The 18,136-nt window shown below is 74.2% G+C and carries 17 protein-coding genes; 8 read left to right on the plus strand and 9 right to left on the minus strand.

The genetic code is table 11. From position 1 onward, the window contains the following. Positions 1-6: 6 nt before the first annotated feature. The 3 genes from FB388_RS10495 to lpdA all read right to left on the minus strand — a co-directional run bounded on the left by FB388_RS10495 (position 7) and on the right by lpdA (position 4,308). The gene (locus FB388_RS10495) at positions 7-900 is read right to left on the minus strand and encodes a TIGR01777 family oxidoreductase (RefSeq protein ID WP_142099851.1); all 894 of its coding nucleotides are present in this window, start codon (positions 898-900) and stop codon (positions 7-9) included. Between the two features lie 136 nt (positions 901-1,036). Continuing rightward, on the minus strand, positions 1,037-2,878 hold the full coding sequence (gene sucB / locus FB388_RS10500; protein ID WP_142099853.1) for a 2-oxoglutarate dehydrogenase, E2 component, dihydrolipoamide succinyltransferase: 1,842 nt from the start codon (positions 2,876-2,878) through the stop codon (positions 1,037-1,039). Positions 2,879-2,925: 47 nt separating this feature from the next. Then, the gene (lpdA, locus tag FB388_RS10505) at positions 2,926-4,308 is read right to left on the minus strand and encodes a dihydrolipoyl dehydrogenase (RefSeq protein ID WP_142099855.1); all 1,383 of its coding nucleotides are present in this window, start codon (positions 4,306-4,308) and stop codon (positions 2,926-2,928) included. Between the two features lie 156 nt (positions 4,309-4,464). Between lpdA and FB388_RS10510 the strand changes: the two genes are divergently transcribed. Further along, positions 4,465-4,812 carry an oxidoreductase gene (locus FB388_RS10510; protein ID WP_142099857.1) on the plus strand — a complete coding sequence of 116 codons (348 nt, stop codon included), beginning with the start codon at positions 4,465-4,467 and terminating at the stop codon, positions 4,810-4,812. An 844-nt stretch (positions 4,813-5,656) separates the two neighbouring features. On the opposite strand, the gene FB388_RS10515 is transcribed toward FB388_RS10510, so the two are convergent. Then, positions 5,657-7,156 carry a leucyl aminopeptidase gene (locus tag FB388_RS10515; RefSeq protein WP_142099859.1) on the minus strand — a complete coding sequence of 500 codons (1,500 nt, stop codon included), beginning with the start codon at positions 7,154-7,156 and terminating at the stop codon, positions 5,657-5,659. 101 nt (positions 7,157-7,257) lie between these two features. Here FB388_RS10515 and FB388_RS10520 point away from each other — a divergent pair, with 101 nt between their 5' ends. Genes FB388_RS10520 through FB388_RS10530 form a run of 3 tightly spaced genes read left to right on the plus strand, consistent with a single transcriptional unit; the run spans position 7,258 to position 10,806 of the window. Then, positions 7,258-8,541: an APC family permease gene (locus FB388_RS10520; protein WP_246121802.1), complete on the plus strand. Its 1,284-nt coding sequence runs from the start codon at positions 7,258-7,260 to the stop codon at positions 8,539-8,541. 9 nt (positions 8,542-8,550) lie between these two features. Further along, on the plus strand, positions 8,551-9,648 hold the full coding sequence (gene gcvT, locus FB388_RS10525; protein WP_142099860.1) for a glycine cleavage system aminomethyltransferase GcvT: 1,098 nt from the start codon (positions 8,551-8,553) through the stop codon (positions 9,646-9,648). Between the two features lie 54 nt (positions 9,649-9,702). Next, positions 9,703-10,806, plus strand: coding sequence for a branched-chain amino acid aminotransferase (locus FB388_RS10530; RefSeq protein WP_142099862.1), 1,104 nt, complete (start codon positions 9,703-9,705; stop codon positions 10,804-10,806). Here the strand turns inward: FB388_RS10530 and FB388_RS10535 are convergent. Genes FB388_RS10535 through FB388_RS10550 form a run of 4 tightly spaced genes read right to left on the minus strand, consistent with a single transcriptional unit; the run spans position 10,803 to position 13,757 of the window. Continuing rightward, positions 10,803-11,537: an adenosylcobinamide-GDP ribazoletransferase gene (locus tag FB388_RS10535; protein ID WP_142099864.1), complete on the minus strand. Its 735-nt coding sequence runs from the start codon at positions 11,535-11,537 to the stop codon at positions 10,803-10,805. The genes FB388_RS10530 and FB388_RS10535 overlap by 4 nt on opposite strands. Further along, on the minus strand, positions 11,534-12,535 hold the full coding sequence (locus FB388_RS10540) for a nicotinate-nucleotide--dimethylbenzimidazole phosphoribosyltransferase (protein ID WP_142099866.1): 1,002 nt from the start codon (positions 12,533-12,535) through the stop codon (positions 11,534-11,536). Before FB388_RS10540 ends, FB388_RS10535 begins: the two co-directional genes overlap by 4 nt. A 56-nt stretch (positions 12,536-12,591) precedes the next feature. Beyond that, the gene (gene cobU, locus FB388_RS10545; protein WP_342787916.1) at positions 12,592-13,194 is read right to left on the minus strand and encodes a bifunctional adenosylcobinamide kinase/adenosylcobinamide-phosphate guanylyltransferase; all 603 of its coding nucleotides are present in this window, start codon (positions 13,192-13,194) and stop codon (positions 12,592-12,594) included. After that, on the minus strand, positions 13,113-13,757 hold the full coding sequence (locus tag FB388_RS10550) for a DUF3043 domain-containing protein (protein ID WP_142099868.1): 645 nt from the start codon (positions 13,755-13,757) through the stop codon (positions 13,113-13,115). Before FB388_RS10550 ends, cobU begins: the two co-directional genes overlap by 82 nt. 33 nt (positions 13,758-13,790) lie before the next feature. Here FB388_RS10550 and FB388_RS10555 point away from each other — a divergent pair, with 33 nt between their 5' ends. The 3 genes from FB388_RS10555 (at position 13,791) to FB388_RS10565 (ending at position 16,403) form a co-directional block, all read left to right on the plus strand. Then, positions 13,791-14,909, plus strand: coding sequence for a glycerate kinase family protein (locus FB388_RS10555; protein WP_142099870.1), 1,119 nt, complete (start codon positions 13,791-13,793; stop codon positions 14,907-14,909). Positions 14,910-15,006: 97 nt separating this feature from the next. Beyond that, a complete protein-coding gene (locus FB388_RS10560; RefSeq protein ID WP_142099873.1) occupies positions 15,007-15,369 on the plus strand; it encodes a HesB/IscA family protein in 363 nt (120 codons plus the stop codon). Between the two features lie 113 nt (positions 15,370-15,482). Beyond that, positions 15,483-16,403, plus strand: a complete 921-nt coding sequence (locus tag FB388_RS10565; RefSeq protein ID WP_142102871.1) for a carbohydrate kinase family protein — start codon at positions 15,483-15,485, stop codon at positions 16,401-16,403. Positions 16,404-16,407: 4 nt separating this feature from the next. Here the strand turns inward: FB388_RS10565 and FB388_RS10570 are convergent, their stop codons facing one another. Beyond that, positions 16,408-17,022: a GNAT family N-acetyltransferase gene (locus FB388_RS10570; protein WP_142099875.1), complete on the minus strand. Its 615-nt coding sequence runs from the start codon at positions 17,020-17,022 to the stop codon at positions 16,408-16,410. Positions 17,023-17,242: 220 nt separating this feature from the next. Here FB388_RS10570 and ctaC point away from each other — a divergent pair, with 220 nt between their 5' ends. Beyond that, the gene (gene ctaC, locus FB388_RS10575; RefSeq protein ID WP_246121803.1) at positions 17,243-18,136 is read left to right on the plus strand and encodes an aa3-type cytochrome oxidase subunit II; all 894 of its coding nucleotides are present in this window, start codon (positions 17,243-17,245) and stop codon (positions 18,134-18,136) included.

Genomic DNA, 18,136 nt, shown 5'->3' on the forward strand with positions numbered 1-18,136 from the left:
GTACTCTCAGGCGCGCTCGACGGCGGCCTGGAGCGCCTCGCGGATCGTCAGGTGGCGGAACGGGTAGCCGTGCTTCTGCAGCACCGCCGGCACGACGAACGGGCCGGTGAGGACGAGCTCCTCGGCGAGCTGCCCCAGCACGCCGCGCAGCACGGCGGCGGGCACGACGAACGGCGCCGGTCGGTTCAGCACCTCCGCGAACGCCGAGGTGAACTGGGCGTTGGTGGCCGGCTCGGGGCCCGCCAGGTTGACCGGACCCGCCACCTCGTCGTGCTCCAGCAGGAACCGCACCGCCCCGACCTCGTCGTCGAGGGAGATCCAGGGGAACGCCTGGCGGCCCGTGCCGATCCGGCCGCCGAGCATCAGCGAGAACAGCGGCCGCAGCCGTCCCAGGAGCCCTCCGTGCGGGGCGAGCACGCCGGCCGTGCGCATCAGCACCACGCGGGCACCGGCCTCGGAGGCCGGCGCGGTGGCGGCCTCCCAGTCGCGGCACACCTCCGGGAGGAACCCGGTGCCGGACGGGGCGGTCTCGTCGACGACGCGGGTCCCGGTGTCGCCGTAGAAGTGCACCCCCGAAGCGCTCAGCAGCGTCGGAACGCCGTGCCGCGCCACCGCGGTCGCCAGCACCTCGGTCGGGACGTTGCGGCTGTCGCGTACGAGCTGCTTGCGGGCACCGCTCCACGGCCGGTCCCCGATGCCGACGCCACCCAGGTTGACGACGGCGTCGACACCGTCGAACGTCCCGTCGTCGATCCGGCCCGCCGGCGGGTCCCACCCGCGCTCGTCCGGAGCAGCGGGGCGCCGCCGGACGAGCCGCAGGACCTCGTGACCCGCGTGCCGGAGGTCGGCGACGAGGGCGGTACCGATCAGGCCGGACGAACCGGCTACGACCACACGCACGCCGAGATCCTCGCCGAAGCCGCTCGGGATCGCGACCGGGGGCGCGGGTGGCGGGGTGTGATCATCCTCCGATTCCCCTACGAAGTCGTGAGCGGATACGCGTGCTCCAGCACCCGTATCCGCTCACGACCCCGTGTCAGAGACCCAGATCGGCCTCGAAGGCGCCTTCCTCGAGCCGGGCCTTGATCGCGCTCACGAACCGGCCGGCGTCGGCGCCGTCGACGATCCGGTGGTCGTAGGTGAGCGGCAGGTAGCAGACCGAGCGGACGGCGATGGCGTCCTCGCCGTCCGGTCCCGTCACCACCACGGGCTGCTTGGTGATCTTGCCCGTGCCGAGGATGGCGACCTGCGGCTGGTTGATGATCGGCGTGTCGAACAGCGCGCCTGCGCTGCCGATGTTCGTGATCGTGAACGTGCCGCCAGACAGCTCGTCGGGGCCGATCTTGTTGTCGCGCGTGCGCTGCGCGACGTCGGCGATCCGGCGGGCGAGCCCGGCGATGTTGAGGTCCTCGGCGTTCTTGATCACCGGCACGAGCAGGCCGCGCGGGGTGTCGACCGCGATGGCCAGGTGCACGCCGCCGTGGTAGGTGACCTCCTTGGTCTCCTCGTTGATCGACGAGTTGACCTGCGGGAACGCCTTGAGCGCCTCGACGGTCGCCTTCGCGAAGAACGGCAGGAACGTCAGCTTGACGCCCTCGCGCCGCTCGAACTCGGCCTTGGCGCGGGCCCGCAGCGCGGCGATCCGCGTGACGTCGACCTCCTGCACCGTGGTGAGCTGCGCGGAGATCCGCAGCGAGTCGGTCATCCGCTGGGCGATGACCTGGCGCAGGCGCGGCAGCTTCACGGTGGTGCCCGGCTCCGGGGCGCCCGCCGCGGGCTTCGGCACCTGCCGCGGGGGAGCGCCGGCGGGGGCCGCCTGCGCGGCCGGTGCCGGAGCGGCCTCCTGCGCCGCCGGAGCGGCCGCGGGCTCCGGAGCCGGCTTCTTCGCCTCGGCGGCGGCCAGCACGTCCTGCTTGCGGATGCGGCCACCGACGCCGGAGCCGGTGATCGTGGACAGGTCCACGTCGTGCTCGGCGGCGAGCTTGCGGACCAGCGGCGTGACGTACGGCGCGCCGCCGCGGGCGCCGTTGTCCTGCGCCCCGGCCTCGGGCTCGGCCTGCTCCTCGGCGGGCGCCTCGGCCCGTGCGGCGGCGCCGTCACCCGACGGACGCGCTTCGGCCTGCTGGCGGGAGGGCGCGGGTGCGGGCTCGGGTTCCGGCTCGCGCTGCTTCGGCTCGGCGGCCTCCTCCGGCGCCTGCGCCGGGGCGTCCTGCCCGCCGCCCGCCGCGGCGTCGCCGATGACGGCGAGCTGCGCGCCGACGTCGATGGTCTCGTCCTCGTTCGCCGTGATCTCCAGCAGAGTGCCGGCGACGGGGGAGGGGATCTCGGTGTCGACCTTGTCGGTGGACACCTCGAGCAGCGGCTCGTCGACCTCGACGCTGTCGCCGACCTGCTTCAGCCACCGGGTGACGGTGCCCTCGGTGACGCTCTCCCCGAGCTCGGGCATCCGCACCGCGGTGCCCTGAGCGGCCTGCCCCGTGGCGGCCCGCGGGGCCTCCGCGGGCTCGTCCCGGTCGGAGGAGGGCGCGTCGGACGAGGCCGGGGCGGGCTCCTCCTCGGCGTCGGCCACCTCCTCGGCGGGCGTCGCGTTCTCCGCGGGGGTCTCGACGTCGCCGCCGGAGTCGTCGGCGGGCGCCTCGTCGGCGTCGCCGATCACGGCGAGCTCGCCGCCGACCTCGACGGTCTCGTCCTCGCCCGCGACGATGCGCTGCAGGACGCCCGCGGCGGGCGAGGGGATCTCGGTGTCGACCTTGTCGGTGGACACCTCGAGCAGTGGCTCGTCGACTTCGACCCGGTCGCCCTCCTGCTTGAGCCACCGGGTGACGGTGCCTTCGGTGACACTCTCACCGAGGGCGGGCATCTGGACGGAGAAGGCCATTTCGGGTCGGAGCTCCTCTTTCTGCGGTTCGGGGTTCGAAGGGCCGGTCAGCTGTGGCTGTGGAGCGGCTTGCCGGCGAGCGCGAGGTGCGCTTCCCCGAACGCCTCGTTCTGGGTGGGGTGGGCGTGCACGAGGGCCGCGACGTCCTCGGCCTGTGCGTCCCAGTTGTAGACGAGCTGGGCCTCGCCGATGAGCTCGCCGACGCGGGCGCCGACCATGTGGATCCCGACGACCGGGCCGGGCGTGCCCTCGCCGCCCGCCTTGACCAGCTTGATGGCGCCCTGGGTCTGCAGGATCTGGCTCTTGCCGTTGCCGGCGAGGTCGTAGACGAGCGTCTGGATGTCGCCGTGCTTCTCCCGGGCCTGCGCCTCGGTGAGCCCGACCGAGGCGACCTCCGGCTCGCAGTAGGTGACACGCGGGATGCCGGCCTCGTCGATCGGCGCCGGGGCGAGCCCCGCGATCTCCTCCGCCACGAAGATCCCCTGCTGGAAGCCGCGGTGGGCGAGCTGGAGGCCGGGGACGATGTCGCCGAGGGCGTACACGTTCTGCAGGTTGGTGCGCAGCCGCTCGTCGGCGAGGACGAACCCCCGCTCCATGGTGATGCCGGCCTCCTCGTAGCCGTGGCCCGCGGTGTTGGGTCCGCGGCCGACGGCGACGAGCAGCAGGTCGGCCTCGATCTCCTCGCCGGACTCGAGCGAGACGGTGACCGAGTCGTCGGTCTGCTTCGCGCCGGTGAACTTCACGCCCGTCTTGAACGCGATCTTGCGGCGGCGGAATGCCCGCTCGAGCTGCTTGGAGGAGAACTCGTCCTCCGCGGGGACGAGGCGGGGCAGCGCCTCCACGATGGTGACCTCGGCGCCGAAGCTGCGGAACACCGACGCGAACTCCACGCCGATCACACCGCCACCCAGCACCACCACCCGGTTGGGCACGGTGTCGAGGTGGATGGCCTCGTTGCTGGTGATGATCCGGCCGCCGATCTCGAGGCCGGGCAGCGACCTGGCGTAGCTGCCGGTGGCCAGCACGACGTTGCGGCCGACGTAACGATCATCACCGACCACCACGGCGTTCGGCGCCTCGAACCGGCCCGTGCCCTCCACGAGGTTGATCTTGCGGGACTTCACGAGCCCCTGCAGCCCCTTGTAGAGCTTCGCGACGACGCCGTCCTTGTAGCCGTTGACACCGGCCATGTCGATGCCGGCCAGCGAGCTCTTCACACCGATCTTGTCGCCCTCGCGGGCCGCGTCGGCCACCTCCGCGGCGTGCAGCAGCGCCTTGGTGGGGATGCAGCCGTAGTGCAGGCACGTGCCGCCCAGCTTGTCGCGCTCCACCAGCACCACGGACATGCCCAGCTCGGCGGCGCGCAGCGCGGCTGCATAGCCGCCCGAACCCCCACCGAGAACGACCAGGTCCGCGTTGTGCTCGGGCACGTGTGTTCTCCCCTACCAATCGGCTGCCACAGGTGTGGACACGGCATGTCACGCCGCCGAAGCCATCTTGTCATCCGCCGGTGCCGGGCGCGGCGCCTGGTGGCCCGGGAGCGAATCACCGCCCTCCTGCGTTGAGCGCAACGGGAGGTGGGTCGGATGGGCCTGCTGGCAAGGCTGACGAACGGCCGGATCGGCGCTCGCAGACGCTCCGCCGACGACGGGCTGGCGCACCTGCGCGTCTGGGCCGCGTCACACGAGGGCGTCGAGGGCTTCGTCGAACCGCGCACCACGGTCACCGAGACCACGCTGCTGCTGGTCGACAAGCACGGCGCGTGGACGAGACGGCGCATCACCGGCCCGTCCGAGGCGCGCCGGTTCGCCCGCTCGCTCTCGATGCCCGTCTACGACGTCCAGCTCGTGGGCTACCCGCAACGCATGCGCGACCACGACGCTCGCGAGCGCATCCTCCGCAAGCGGGCGGGCCGGGACGGTCTCGAGCCCTGAGCCGCGAGTCGGGCGGACTGACACGGTGAGTCGGGCGGACTGACACGGTGAGTCCGACGACCGGGGGCGCACGCTCCGTTCAGGCCACCTCCCACCGGGCCTTCGGTGGCGCCGCGCATTGTGCGGGGCCGCTCCTCACGCCTCAAGGGCGCTCCGCGTCGCTCCGCGATCGCTGGCGCGACCCTTGACCCGTGAGCCTCTGCGGCCCCTGAGGGCCCGCTTCGCGGGCAGGCCACGGGCCAGCCCCTTCGGCGCGCGGCGCCACCGAAGCTGGCCTCACGACCATGATCACGGCTTCGGCGCGAGAACGGCCAAATACGGCCGGGAACGCGCCGAAACAGCGATCATGGGGCGGGAGCCAGGTCGCGGCCAGGCTTGATCGGCGCGAGGAGCACGCCAGAGTCACCGGCGAGGCCGTCGTGTACTGCTCGGGGCTGATCTGCCAGGTTCCCGCACCGGTTCTCGGGCCACGCGGCCCGTCGACCGGTTGCATGGACCGACAAGGGGTGCGCGAGCCCAAACCGGGTGCGCGACGCGCAAACAGATGCCCGACACCGGCCTCCTGGCGGCGCCGCGCACCAAGAGGGCAGGTCCTTGGGCCTGCCCGCACTGCTTGCCCTCAAGGGGTCGCAGAGGCTCGCAGGTCAAGGGTCGCGCCAGCGATCGCGGAGCGACGCGCAGCGCCCTTGAGCTGTGAGGGGCGGCCCCGCACAATGCGCGGCGCCGCCAGGAGGCCCTGAGGAAGCAAGGCCTGGAGCCAGGAGGCCTTGACGCAGGAGGCCTGCCCCGGCGAGCAGAACGCCCGACTCGCCGTGTCGGTACGTCGGACTCGCCGGGGTTGGGGTCAGCCGTTCTTCGCGATGTCGGCGAGCAGGGCGTGGAGGGTGCGGACCGGTACGCCGGTGCCGCCCTTCGTCACGTAGCCGTACGGGCCGCCCGCGTGGAAGGCCGGGCCTGCGATGTCGATGTGGGCCCACTGGAGGCCGTCGGGCACGAACTCGCGCAGGAACGTGCCTGCCACGAGCATGCCGCCCCATCGGCTGCCGGTGACGTTGGCGATGTCGGCGATGCGGGAGTCCAGGTCGGCGCGCAGGTGCTCGGGGAGCGGCATCGCCCAGCCGTCCTCGCCGGTGGCGCGGGCGTGGGCGGCCACGCGGTCGCGGAAGTCGTCGCTGCCCATCACGCCTGCCGTGCGCATGCCGAGCGCCACCTGCTGGGCGCCGGTCAGCGTGGACGTCTCCACCAGGTAGTCGGGGTCGTCCTCGGCGGCGCGGACGATCGCGTCGGCGAGGATGAGGCGGCCCTCGGCGTCGGTGTTGAGCACCTCGACGGTCTTCCCGCCGTACATCCGCAGCACGTCGCCGGGCCGGTAGGCGGTGGCGCTCGGCATGTTCTCGGCCATCGGGACGGTGGCGGTGACGGCCACCGGCAGCTGCAGCTGCGCCGCGAGCACCGTGGTGGCGATCACGGCGGCGGCGCCGCTCATGTCCGAGGTCATGTGGTCCATGTTCGCGGCGGGCTTGATCGAGATGCCGCCGGTGTCGAACGTGATGCCCTTGCCGACGAGCGCGACCTCCGCGCGGGGGTCCGGCCCGCCCGCGTAGCGCAGCCGCACCAGCCGCGGCTTGCGGGACGACCCGCCGCCGACGCCCAGCACGCCGCCGAAACCGGCCGCGGCGAGCGCCTCGTCGTCGAGCACCTCGACCTCGACACCCGCGGCCTCGGCGAGCTCCTTCGCCCGGGCGGCGAACGTCTCGGGGTAGAGGTCGTTCGGCGGGGTGTTGACCAGGTCCCGGGCGTTCCGGACGGCACCGGCGACCGCGGTGGCGGTGCGCAGCACCTCCTCCTGCCCGTCCTCGGCGAGCAGCCCGACGCTGCCGACGGGCGTGCGGCCGCCGCCGTTCGACCGGTAGGCGGTGAAGGTGTAGGCGCCGAGCAGGGTGCCCTCCGCCGCCGCGCGGAGGTCGAGCCGCCCGAGCGTGCTGACGGCGCGGTCCGTGCCGGCCAGTGCGCGCGCCGCGGATCCGGAGGCCCGCCGCACCTGCTCGGCGTGCGGTTCCCCGCCCTCGTCGGGGGCGCCGAGCCCCACGCCGACCAGGAGCGGCGCGGTGATCGCCCCGCGCGTGGGCAGCTTCACGACCTCGTCGGCCTTGCCGCCGGCCCCGACCACGGCGAGCAGGCCGACCAGCTCGGCCTCGCCGCCGAACGCCTCGGCGATCTCCGTGGCCCCCGGGGCCAGGCGCGGGAGCTCTTCCCCTTCGGCCGCGGGAAGCAGGCCGATGACCACGGCGTCGACGTCGGCGGTGACGGGCGAGCCGTCGGCGATGTGCAGGTCGGTGGACACGCGTGGGGTCCTCTCGGAAGAAGGGGGCGAGACCGGTTCGAAATGCTAATGACACCCACGTGCCGTCGGAGCGGCCAGGCCCGGGTGCAAGGGTGGACGCCGTGTCCTCGAGCGTGCAGCGCCGACTGGGTACGGCCGACGCCACGGTGCTCGGACTGGCCGCGATGCTCGGTACCGGTGTGTTCGCGGTCTGGGCGCCTGCCGCGGCGGCTGCCGGGTCGTTGCTGCTGGTCGCGGTCGTGCTCGCGGGGATCGTCGCCGCCTGCAACGCCGCCTCCACCGCCGACCTCGCCGTCGCCCACCCGGAGAGCGGCGGCGGGTACGTCTACGGCCGGGAGCGGATCGCTCCTGGTGCGGGGCGGCTCGCAGGCGTGGCGTTCCTCGTCGGGAAGACCTCGTCGGCGGCCGCGGCGGCCGGCGTCTTCGGCGGGTACGTCCTCCCCTCGCAGCCGCTGCCGGCGGCCGTGCTGGTGATCGTCGCCGGCACCGTGCTGAACACGTCGGGGGTGCGCTGGACGGCCCGAGGGGCGTACGCGCTGGTCGGCGGGACGCTCGCGGTGCTGCTGGTCGTGGTGGTGATCGGGCTGCTCGGCCCGGACGTCACCGCCGTCAGCCCCCTCACCAACCCCGACGGCGAGGCGGTGCCAGGTCCCGGTGGCGGCCTCGGCGTGCTCACCGCCGCCGCACTCGTCTTCTTCGCCTTCGCCGGGTACGCGCGCATCGCGACGCTCGGCGAGGAGGTGCGCGACCCCCGGCGCACGATCCGGCGCGCCGTCGCGCTCGCGCTGGGCATCACGCTGCTGACCTACCTGCTCGTGGCCTCGGCCCTCGTGGTCGGGCTCGGCACCGACCGGCTCGCCACCGAGGCCACCCCGCTCGTCACGGTGGTCGACGCGGGGGAGACCAGCGCGCTCGGCGTGCTCGTCCGCGCCGGGGCCGCAGTGGCGGCCGGCTCCGCGCTGCTGTCGGTGCTGGTCGGGGTGAGCCGCACCGCACTCGCGATGGCTCGGCGCCGGGAGCTGCCGGGCGTCCTCGCCCACATCTCCTCGCGCGGCACGCCGTTGCGCGCCGACGTCGCCGGCGGCGTCGTCGCGATCGGCATCGCCGCGCTGGCCGGCCCGGTCGCGGCGATCGCGCTCTCGGCCTGCTCGGTCCTCGTCTACTACGCCGTGATCAACCTGGCCGCGCTGCGGATGGCCCCCGCGGAGCGCAGCTGGCCGCGCTGGACGTCCGCGCTCGGCCTGCTGATGTGCGTCACGTTCGCCGCGCTGCTGCCCACCCGGCAAGTGGTGATCACGGCCGTCGCGCTCGCCGTCGGGTGGGCGCTCTGCACGCTGCTCGGTCGTGGGCGCACCTCCACATCCGGGGACGGGCCCGCCGGGTAGGTTCGCCGCGTGGCCGACCTCCTCACCAGCCCGCTGCACGACCGGCACACCGCGCTCGGCGCCACCCTCGGGGCGTTCGGGGGCTGGTCGATGCCCCTGGCCTACCCGGCGGGCACGGTGGCCGAGCACACGAGCGTGCGCGAGGCGGTCGGCGTGTTCGACGTCAGCCACCTGGGCAAGCTCGCGATCACCGGGCCGGGCGCCGCGGAGTTCGTGAACCGCTGCTTCACCGCCGACCTGGGGAAGATCGGGCCCGGTAAGGCGCAGTACACGCTGTGCTGCACCGAGTCCGGCGGCGTGGTCGACGACGTCATCGTCTACCTCGTCGGCCCGGACGAGGTCCTCGCGGTGCCCAACGCCGCCAACGCCGGCCGGGTGGCCGAGATGCTGCGCGCCGCCGCCCCGGACGGCGTCGAGATCACCGACCGGCACCGCGACCTCGCAGTGCTGGCCGTGCAGGGGCCGAAGGCCGCCGAGGCGCTCGTCACGGTGCTGCCGGGAGCGGCCGACCTGGCCGGGATGGACTACATGGCGTTCGCCGACGTCGCAGGCATCCGCGTCTGCCGCACCGGCTACACCGGGGAGCGCGGCTACGAGCTGCTGGTGCCCGCCGACGACGCCCTCCGCGTCTGGGACGCCCTGCTCGCCGCGGCCGAGCCGCTCGGTGGGGGCCCCGCAGGCCTCGGCGCCCGCGACACACTGCGCACCGAGATGGGCTACCCGCTGCACGGGCAGGACCTGTCCGAGGAGATCACCCCGGTGCAGGCCGGGAGCGGGTGGGCCGTCGGCTGGTCCAAGCCGGACTTCTGGGGCCGCAAGGCGCTGCTCGCCGAGAAGGAGGCCGGGCCCGCGCGGCGCCTGCGCGGGTTGCGGGCCACCGGCCGCGGCGTCCCGCGCGCCGGGATGGCCGTGCTCGTGGACGGGAAGCAGGTCGGCGCCACCACCTCCGGCACCTTCTCGCCGACGCTCAAGACCGGCATCGCGCTCGCGCTCATCGACACCGCGTCCGGCGTCGGCCTCGACGACCAGGTGAGCGTCGACGTGCGCGGCCGCGCCCTGGAATGCGCCGTCGTGAAGCCCCCGTTCGTCCCCTCGCACGTCCGCTAGTTCCCACCGATGGTCGGACGTCCGACCGTTGCGGGGCCTAGTACCGTCTCGGGTATGAGCGAGCAGTTCTCCCGCACCCCGAACCCTGCACCGGTGCCCGCAGCCCGGCGGGCGGAGCTGGTCGCCGATCCCGGCTTCGGCCGGTACTTCACCGACCACATGGTCACCATCCGCTGGTCGTCCGGCGCGGGCTGGCACGACCCGGCCGTGGTGCCGTACGGGCCGCTGAGCCTCGACCCGGCCACGATGGTGCTGCACTACGGGCAGGAGATCTTCGAGGGGCTGAAGGCCTACCGGCAGCCCGACGGGTCGATCGCGAGCTTCCGCCCCGAGGCCAACGCGGCGCGCTTCCGGGCGTCGGCGGCGCGGATGGCGATGGCGGAGCTGCCCGACGACCTGTTCCTCTCCTCGCTCGAGGAGCTCGTGGGCGTCGACCGCGAGTGGGTGCCGCCCGCAGGCGGCGAGGAGTCGCTCTACCTGCGCCCGTTCATGCTGGCCACCGAGGTCGGGCTCGGGGTGCGCCCGGCCGCGGAGTACCTGTACGTCCTGATCGCCTCACCCGCGGGCCCGTACTTCCCTGGTGGTGTCGCGCCGGTGGACGTGTGGCTGTCCACCGACTACACCCGCGCCGCGCTGGGTGGCACCGGCACCGCGAAGACGGGCGGCAACTACGCCGCATCGCTGCTGCCGCAGGCCCAGGGCTCCCAGCACGGCTGCCCCCAGGTCGCCTACCTCGACGCGGAGGACCGGCGCTGGGTCGACGAGATGGGCTCCAACAACCTCTTCTTCGTCTTCGGCACGGGGGACGACGCCGAGGTGGTCACCCCGACCCTCACCGGCAGCATCCTCGCCGGCATCACCCGCGACTCGCTGCTCGTGCTGGCCAAGGAGCTGGGCTGCCAGGTCACCGAGCGTCGCGTCTCCGGCCAGGAGTGGCTGGAGGGCGCCGCCGACGGGCGGATCAGCGAGGTCTTCGGCTGCGGCACCGCCGCGGTGATCACCCCGATCGGACGCGTCAAGCACAACGAGGGCGAGGTCGTGATCGGTGGGGGCCAGCCCGGACCGATCACGATGAAGCTCCGCAAGCTGCTCACCGAGATCCAGCGCGGGGTGGCCCCCGACACGCACAGCTGGATGCGCACGCTGGTCCCGGCCTAGGTCGACAGCGCCACGAGCACCGCGGTCGTCGCGAGCTCGCAGGCGGCGCCGAGCACGTCGCCGGTCATGCCGCCGAAGCGGCGTGCGGTGTGCCAGGACAGCGTGACGACGAGCGCGGCACCCAGCACGACCCCGATCGTCGCGTGCGGGCCGAGGGCGAGGCCTGCGGCGGCCAGCGCCGCCCACCAGGCCGTGGGCACCCACCACGGCTGCGACCCGGCCACGAGCGCGCCGAGCCCGCCGGGGCGGGCCGCGGGTACCCCGCGCCGGGCCACCCAGCAGAAGCCGGCCCGGCCGGTGGCCGCGGCGAGTGCGACGGCCCCGACCGCGGTCGGCCCGGTGGAGGCCAGCTCGGCAAGCGCCGCGGCCTGCGCGCCGAGCACCACCACCAGCGTCACCACCGCGAACGCGCCCACCCCGCCCTCGCGCATCACGGCGAGCGCGCGCTCCGGCGGGCCGTAGCAGCCGAGGCCGTCCGCGCTGTCGGCCAGGCCGTCGACGTGCATGCCTCGGGTGGCGAGCGCGAGGAACCCGACGGTGAGCAGGCCGGCCACGAGCGGTGGCACCCCGAGCGCGGCCAGCCCGACGAGCAGCCCGCCCGCGACCGCGCCCAGCACCGCGCCGACGACCGGCGCCCAGCGCAGTGCACCGGCGCCGAGCCGGGCGGTCGGGTCGACCGGCCGCACCGGCAGGACCGTCAGCAGGCCGAGCGCGAACCGGAGCGACCTCAACTGGCGTCGGTCTCCGCCAGCAGCCGCGCGGCCATCTGCAGCAGCGGGACCGCTGCCATCGCACCCGTTCCGTCGCCGAGCCGGATGCCGAGGTCGAGCACGGGGGAGAGGGCCAGGTGCTCCTCGACGAGCGCCATCGCGGGGTCGGGGGAGCGCTGGGCGTAGAGCCACCAGTCGCGGGCTCCCTTCGCGAGCGCGTCGGCGAGCAGCGCGGCCGCCCCCACGACGAGCCCGTCGAGCAGCACCGGCGTGCGACGGAGCGCGGCCTGCACGCAGAACCCGGTGAGCGCGGCGAGGTCGGCGCCGCCCGCGACGCGCAGCAGGGCGAGCGGATCGCGCACGTGCGGGCGGGCGCGGCGCAGCGCGTCGCGGACGGCGGCGGCCTTGCGCATCCAGCCGGCGTCGTCGATCCCGCTGCCGCGCCCGATCACGGCCACCGGCTCGGTGTGCGTGAGCGCGGCGACGAGCGTGGCAGCCGGCGTGGTGGCTCCGACGCCGAGCGACGCCGGCACCAGCATGTCGGCGCCCGCGTCCACCTCCTCGTCGGCCAGGGCCCGGCCGACGGCGAACGCCTTCTCGGTCTCGTCGGCCGTGAGCGCGTCCTCCCGGTCGATCCGGCCGCTGCCGCGCCGCACCCGGTGGCGGCCCGGGTCGTCGGTGTCGAGAGCGAGATCGACGACCCGCACCGACACCCCGGCGACCGTCGCGAGGACGCCGACCGGCGCCACGTGCTCGCGCACCGCGGTCGCCTGGCGGACCGTCTCACCGGGGCCGTGGACCGACACGCCGGCCGCCGCGATGCCGTGGTCACCCAGGATCACCACGAGGCGTGGCCGCGCGAGCGGGCGCGGTGGGCAGGCCCCCTGCGCCGCCGCGAGCCAGACCCCCAGCTCGGCCAGCCGGCCGAGTGCGCCGTCGGGCACGTCCAGCTCGGCGTGGCGGGCGACGGCGGCCCGGCGGGCGTCGACGTCGGGAGCGGTGACGGCAGGCAGATCCACGGGCTGTTCCTACAGGGCTCGGCGCGACCACCGCGGGCCGGGTACCGGGACCCGGCTCACTTCAGGCGCAGCGGCAGGCCCGCCACCAGCAGCACGACCTCGTCGCACACGGCGGCCAGCGCGGCGTTGAGCGCGCCGAGCTCGTCACGGAAGAGCCGCCCGGCCCGGGTCTCCGGCACGACGCCGAGACCGACCTCCGCCGACACCAGTACGACCCGGTCCGGCGCCGCCGCGACGGCCGCCACGAGCTCGTCGACCGCCGCACCCACGGCGGGCGGGACAGCCGACGCCTCCCAAGCCCCTGCGTCGTCGAGCACGCCGGTGAGCCAGGTGGCGAGGTCGTCGACGATGAGCACCCCGCCGCCCGCACGCACCACCGCGGCGACGTCGACGTCCTCCAGCGTGGTCCAGGTCGCGGGCCGGCGCGCTCGGTGGACGTCGATGCGCGCCGACCACTCGGGATCGCCGGCGCTGCGGCGGGCGGTGGCGACGTACCGGACCGGTGCCTCCGCCGGGAGCAGGTCCTCGGCGAACCGGGACTTCCCGGAACGGGTGCCGCCGAGAACCAGGGTCCTGGTCAGGGGTTCGCGCCCCGCTGGACCCGCGGCTTCGGGATGCGCATCTTCCGCAGCTGGCTGGCCCGGGTGAAGGCGTACCAGCCCGTGGACAGGCCGTTGATCTGCTCGTCCGGGAACTTCGCCCGGGCCTTCCGGGTGATGGAGGCGCCGAGGAAGATCCCCTCGATGATCATCGTGCTGAGCGCGACGAGGCTGAACAGGCTCAGGTATTGCTGGGCTGCCGGCACCGGGACCAGCAGCGAGAGCACCACGACCAGCGCGAGCGGCATGAACAGGCCCATGATGTGCGGCCGCGAGTCGACCACGTCGCGGATGTAGGCCTTGACCGGCCCGCGGTCGCGCGGCATGAGGTAGCGCTCGTCGCCCGCGGCCATCCGCTCGCGCCGCTCCTCGGCGAGGCGGCGGCGGTCCTCCTTGCTCGGCCGGTTCGCCTTGGCCAGCCGAGAGGCCTCGCGCTGCGTGCGCGGCGGCGGCGCGGCGGGGCCCCGCCGTCTGCCCTCGGCCTCGCGCCGCTTCGGCGTGGGCCGCCCCTTGCCCGTCGTGCGCTTGGGCTGGGACTGGTCGGAGTCGGTGGGCGCAGGCGCCGCGGACTCGGACGAGTCGGCGCCGACCTTCGACGGCGTGGAACGGCGCAGGAACCTCACACACGTCACCTTACGGGCGATAGCGTCTGGCGCATGCGAGTGGTCGTGGCACCTGATTCATTCGGCGGCACCTTGACCGCCACGGCGGCGGCCGAGGCGATCGCGACGGGCTGGCGCCGCACCGCCCCGGACGACGAGCTGCGGCTCCTCCCGCTGGCCGACGGCGGCACCGGCTTCGTCGAGGTGCTGCACGCGGCGCGCGGAGGCGAGTGGCACGAGCTGGAGGTCACGGGCCCCTTCGGCGACCCGGTGCAGGCGCGCTGGCTGCGGATCGAGGACACCGCCTACCTGGAGTCGGCCGCTGCGTGCGGGCTGCACCTGGTGCCGCGGGAACGGCGCGTCCCCGAGGTGGCGCGCACGGTCACCTCGCGCGGGGTCGGTGAGCTGATCGCCGACGCGCGCGAGGCGGGCGTCGACGTGGTCGTCGTCGGGCTGGGCGGCTCCGCCACCACCGACGGGGGCGCGGGGATGCTCGCCGCACTTGGTGCCGTGCCCGTCGACGCCGACGGCGCCCCGCTCTCCGGCGGCGGCGCCTCGCTCGCCCGCTGCGCGCGGCTCGACGGTGCCCCGGAGCTGGGGGTGCGGCTCGTCGCGGCCGCCGACGTCGACAACCCGCTCCTGGGGCAGCACGGTGCCGCCGCCGTGTTCGGTCCCCAGAAGGGTGCGGACGACGCCGCCGTCGCCGAGCTGGACACGGCGCTCGCGCGCTTCGCCGACGTCCTGACGGCGGCGTTCGGGGTCGACGTGCGCGACGAGCCGGGCGCGGGTGCCGCGGGTGGCCTCGGCGCCGCCCTGCTCGCGCTCGGTGCACGGCGGGTGTCGGGGGCCGGGCTCGTGCGCGACCTCGTCGGCCTGGACACCGAGCTCGACAAGGCCCAGCTCGCCGTCACCGGCGAGGGCAGCTTCGACTGGCAGTCGCTGCGCGGGAAGCTCATCACCGCCGTGGCGCGCGGTGCAGCCGACCGCGGCCTGCCGTGCATCGTGCTCGCCGGGCAGGTGTCGGTGGGGCGGCGGGAGGCCGCGGCGGTCGGCGTCGACGCCGCTTTCGGGGTGGCCGAGCACGCAGGCAGCGTGGAGGCCTCGATGGCAGACCCCGCGGGCACCCTCGCCGCGCTCGCGGAGCACGTGGCCCGTCAGTGGAGCAAGAGCTGACCGTGGCCCGCGTCACGGTCGTGCCGCTACACGGGCGACTCCGGGTACCGGAGGTACGCTGGGAACAGGATCGCGCCGCACGCTGTTGGGGAGAGTCATGACTGTCGACAACACCACCGCCGTCGAGACCGAGACGCACGGTGTCGAGCTGACCGACGCCGCCGCGCTCAAGGCCAAGGCGCTGCTCGACCAGGAGGGCCGCGACGACATGCACCTGCGCATCGCCGTCCAGCCCGGTGGCTGCGCCGGCCTGCGCTACCAGCTGTTCTTCGACGACCGCGAGCTCGACGGGGACCTGTTCCGCGACTTCAGCGGCCTGAAGGTCGGTGTCGACCGGATGTCGGCCCCGTACCTGCAGGGCGCCGTCATCGACTTCGTCGACAGCATCGAGAAGCAGGGCTTCACGATCGACAACCCGAACGCGGGCGGCTCCTGCGCCTGCGGCGACTCGTTCAACTGATCGCGGCTTCCCAGAAGGACCCCGGCCGGACCCCTCGGCCGGGGTCCTTCGCGTCTGTAGGGTGACTCCCCGTGCCTATCGCCGTGACGGGATCCATCGCCACCGACCAGCTGATGCATTTCCCGGGTCGGTTCGCCGACCAGATCGTCCTCGAGCAGCTCGACCGGCTCTCGCTCAGCTTCCTGGTCGACGACATGGTGATCCGCCCCGGTGGGGTGGCCGGCAACATCGCCTTCGCGCTCGGCGTGCTCGGCCGCTCGCCGCTGCTCGTCGGTGCGGTGGGGGCGGACTTCGGCGAGTACCGGGCCCGCCTGGAGGCCAACGGCGTCGACTGCTCCGCCGTGCTCGTCTGCCCGGACGTCAACACGGGCCGGTTCGTCTGCACCACCGACGACGACATGCGTCAGATCGCGTCGTTCTACACCGGCGCGATGGCCCGCTCCCGGGACATCTCCCTCGCCCCGCTGGCCGACCGGATCGAGCTCGTTCTGGTGGGCGCCAACGACCCCGACGCGATGCTGCGCCACACCGACGAGGCCCGTGAGCTGGGCATCCCGTTCGCGGCCGACCCGTCGCAGCAGCTCGCCCGCATGGAGGGGCCGGAGATCCGCCGGCTCGTGTCGGGCGCCCGCTACCTGCTGACCAACGACTACGAGTGGGAGCTGCTGCTCAAGAAGACCGGCTGGACCGAGGCGCAGGTCGCCGACGAGGTGGAGATCCGGATCACCACCCACGGCGAGAACGGCGTGGAGATCCACGGCGAGCAGACGCTGAAGGTCGGTGTCGTGCCCGAGACCGGCAAGGTCGACCCCACCGGCGTCGGCGACGCGTTCCGCGCCGGCTTCCTCGCCGCGATCTCGGGCGGACTGTCGCTGGAGCGCGCCGCGCAGCTGGGCTCCCTCATCGCCGTGCAGGTGCTCGAGACCGACGGCCCGCAGGAGTGGACCTGGGACCGTGCGACTGCCCTGACCCGCCTCGGCGACGCATACGGGCCGGACGCCGCGGCGGAGATCCAGGCGGTCCTGCCCGCCTGACGGGCTACAGGTCCAGCTCCCACTCGCCCAGGCGGTCGTACTGGCGGTGGCTCTGGACGAGCTCGTACCCCCCGGCCGCCGCGCGCGCCCGGGCGGCGAGCTCCGCCAGCCGGGCGGGGTCGGCGGGCGGCAGGGTGAGGCGCCTGCGCTGGTCGGCGAGGGCCTTGCGGGCCCCGGCCGCCGTGAGGAACGCGGGCGCGGGTCCCGGCTCGTCGAGCGGCTCCTGCGCCTCGATGATCAGCCGGGACCGGCCGGCGGCGCGGGCCGCGTCCGAGAGGTGGTGCAGCAGGCGGCGGCCGATCCCGCGCCTGCGGTGCGCCGGGGCCACGACGAGCTCGGCGAGCGCGACCTCCGGGTTGTCGAGCGTGGGCAGTGCGAGCACCGCGACGCCGACGGCCTCGCCGGCGCCGCCCCGGGCGAGCCAGGCGGTCTCGGCGCAACCGGGATCGGTGGCCACCAGCCGCGCCCGGTGCTCGATCCAGCACGGCGGCGGCCCGGTGGGCACGTCGTGCTCCTGCGCCGCGGTGAGCACCGTGAACCAGTCGCGCAACGCGCGCTCGTCGTCGGGTGCGACGGCGTCGAGGGTCATGGGGACGGCGAGTTCGACCACAGCGTCCATTCCGGCACGGACAGCCCCGCGGGCGCCACCCGATTGCGCCCACCCGGGCCGGTCCCCGGTGGCCTGCTCGGCTAGTCTCTACGCGAGGTCGAAGTCGGCCGGGAACACGCAGCTACGGGTCTCAGGAGGGCGGCGCGCAGTGGGCCGAGCACAGCACGGGGAAGACCGATCCTCGTCGAGGAGGCAGAGCCCGACGAGGCGCGCGGTCCAGCTGGCCGGGGTGGCGCTGCTGGTCCTCCCGCTCACCACCGGTTGCTCGGTGGACGAGGTTCTGCGCTTCGGATGGCCGGTGGGGATCACCCCGCAGGCCGAGTCGATGCGCCAGCTCTGGACGTGGTCGGCGATCGCGGCGCTCGTCGTCGGCGCGATCACCTGGGGCGCGATGTTCTGGGCGGTGGCGTTCCACCGCAAGCGCAAGGGCGACGACAGCGTGCCGCGCCAGACGCAGTACAACCTGCCGCTCGAGATCACCTTCACGGTGATCCCCACGATCATCGTGGCGGTGCTGTTCGCGTTCACCGTCAACGTGCAGAACTACGTCGACATCGACGCCCCGGACCCCGACCTGCGGGTCGACGTCACCGCGTTCCAGTGGAACTGGGAGTTCAACTACCCGGACGCGACCACGCCGGACGGCAACCCGGTCAGCACGCTGGGCACCAGCGAGACCATCCCGCTGCTCGTGCTTCCCACGCAGCGGCGCATCGAGTTCTCGCAGCGGTCCAACGACGTGATCCACAGCTTCTTCGTGCCGGAGTTCCTGTTCAAGCGCGACGTCTTCCCGATGCCCGAGGTCAACGACCAGGACAACGTGTGGCAGATCGACTCGATCGACCGCGAGGGCGCGTTCGTCGGCCGGTGCGCCGAGCTCTGCGGCACCTACCACGCGATGATGAACTTCGAGGTCAGGGCGCTCTCGCCGGCGTTGTTCGACCAGTGGCTCGGCCTGCGGCAGCAGGTCAACCCGGACACCGGCGCCCCCTACACGGCCGGTGAGGCGTTGCAGCGGCTCGGCTGTGGCCAGCTGTGCACGCCCGAGGCCTACACCACCTACCCGTTCAACACCGACCGCACGGCTCGCTCCGCGTCGCAGCCGGTCACCTCGGGGAGCTGA

The organism is Pseudonocardia cypriaca (assembly GCF_006717045.1).
GTDB classification, from domain to species: Bacteria; Actinomycetota; Actinomycetes; order Mycobacteriales; family Pseudonocardiaceae; genus Pseudonocardia; species Pseudonocardia cypriaca.

Excerpts from the sequence above, each read along its gene's own strand:
- FB388_RS10565 (WP_142102871.1), top strand. The coding sequence starts at position 15,483 with ATGCATTTCCCGGGTCGGTTCGCCGACCAGATCGTCCTCGAGCAGCTC.
- sucB (WP_142099853.1), bottom strand. The coding sequence starts at position 2,878 with ATGGCCTTCTCCGTCCAGATGCCCGCCCTCGGTGAGAGTGTCACCGAA.
- FB388_RS10560 (WP_142099873.1), top strand. The coding sequence starts at position 15,007 with ATGACTGTCGACAACACCACCGCCGTCGAGACCGAGACGCACGGTGTC.
- FB388_RS10530 (WP_142099862.1), top strand. The coding sequence starts at position 9,703 with ATGAGCGAGCAGTTCTCCCGCACCCCGAACCCTGCACCGGTGCCCGCA.
- FB388_RS10510 (WP_142099857.1), top strand. The coding sequence starts at position 4,465 with ATGGGCCTGCTGGCAAGGCTGACGAACGGCCGGATCGGCGCTCGCAGA.
- FB388_RS10555 (WP_142099870.1), top strand. The coding sequence starts at position 13,791 with ATGCGAGTGGTCGTGGCACCTGATTCATTCGGCGGCACCTTGACCGCC.
- FB388_RS10570 (WP_142099875.1), bottom strand. The coding sequence starts at position 17,022 with ATGGACGCTGTGGTCGAACTCGCCGTCCCCATGACCCTCGACGCCGTC.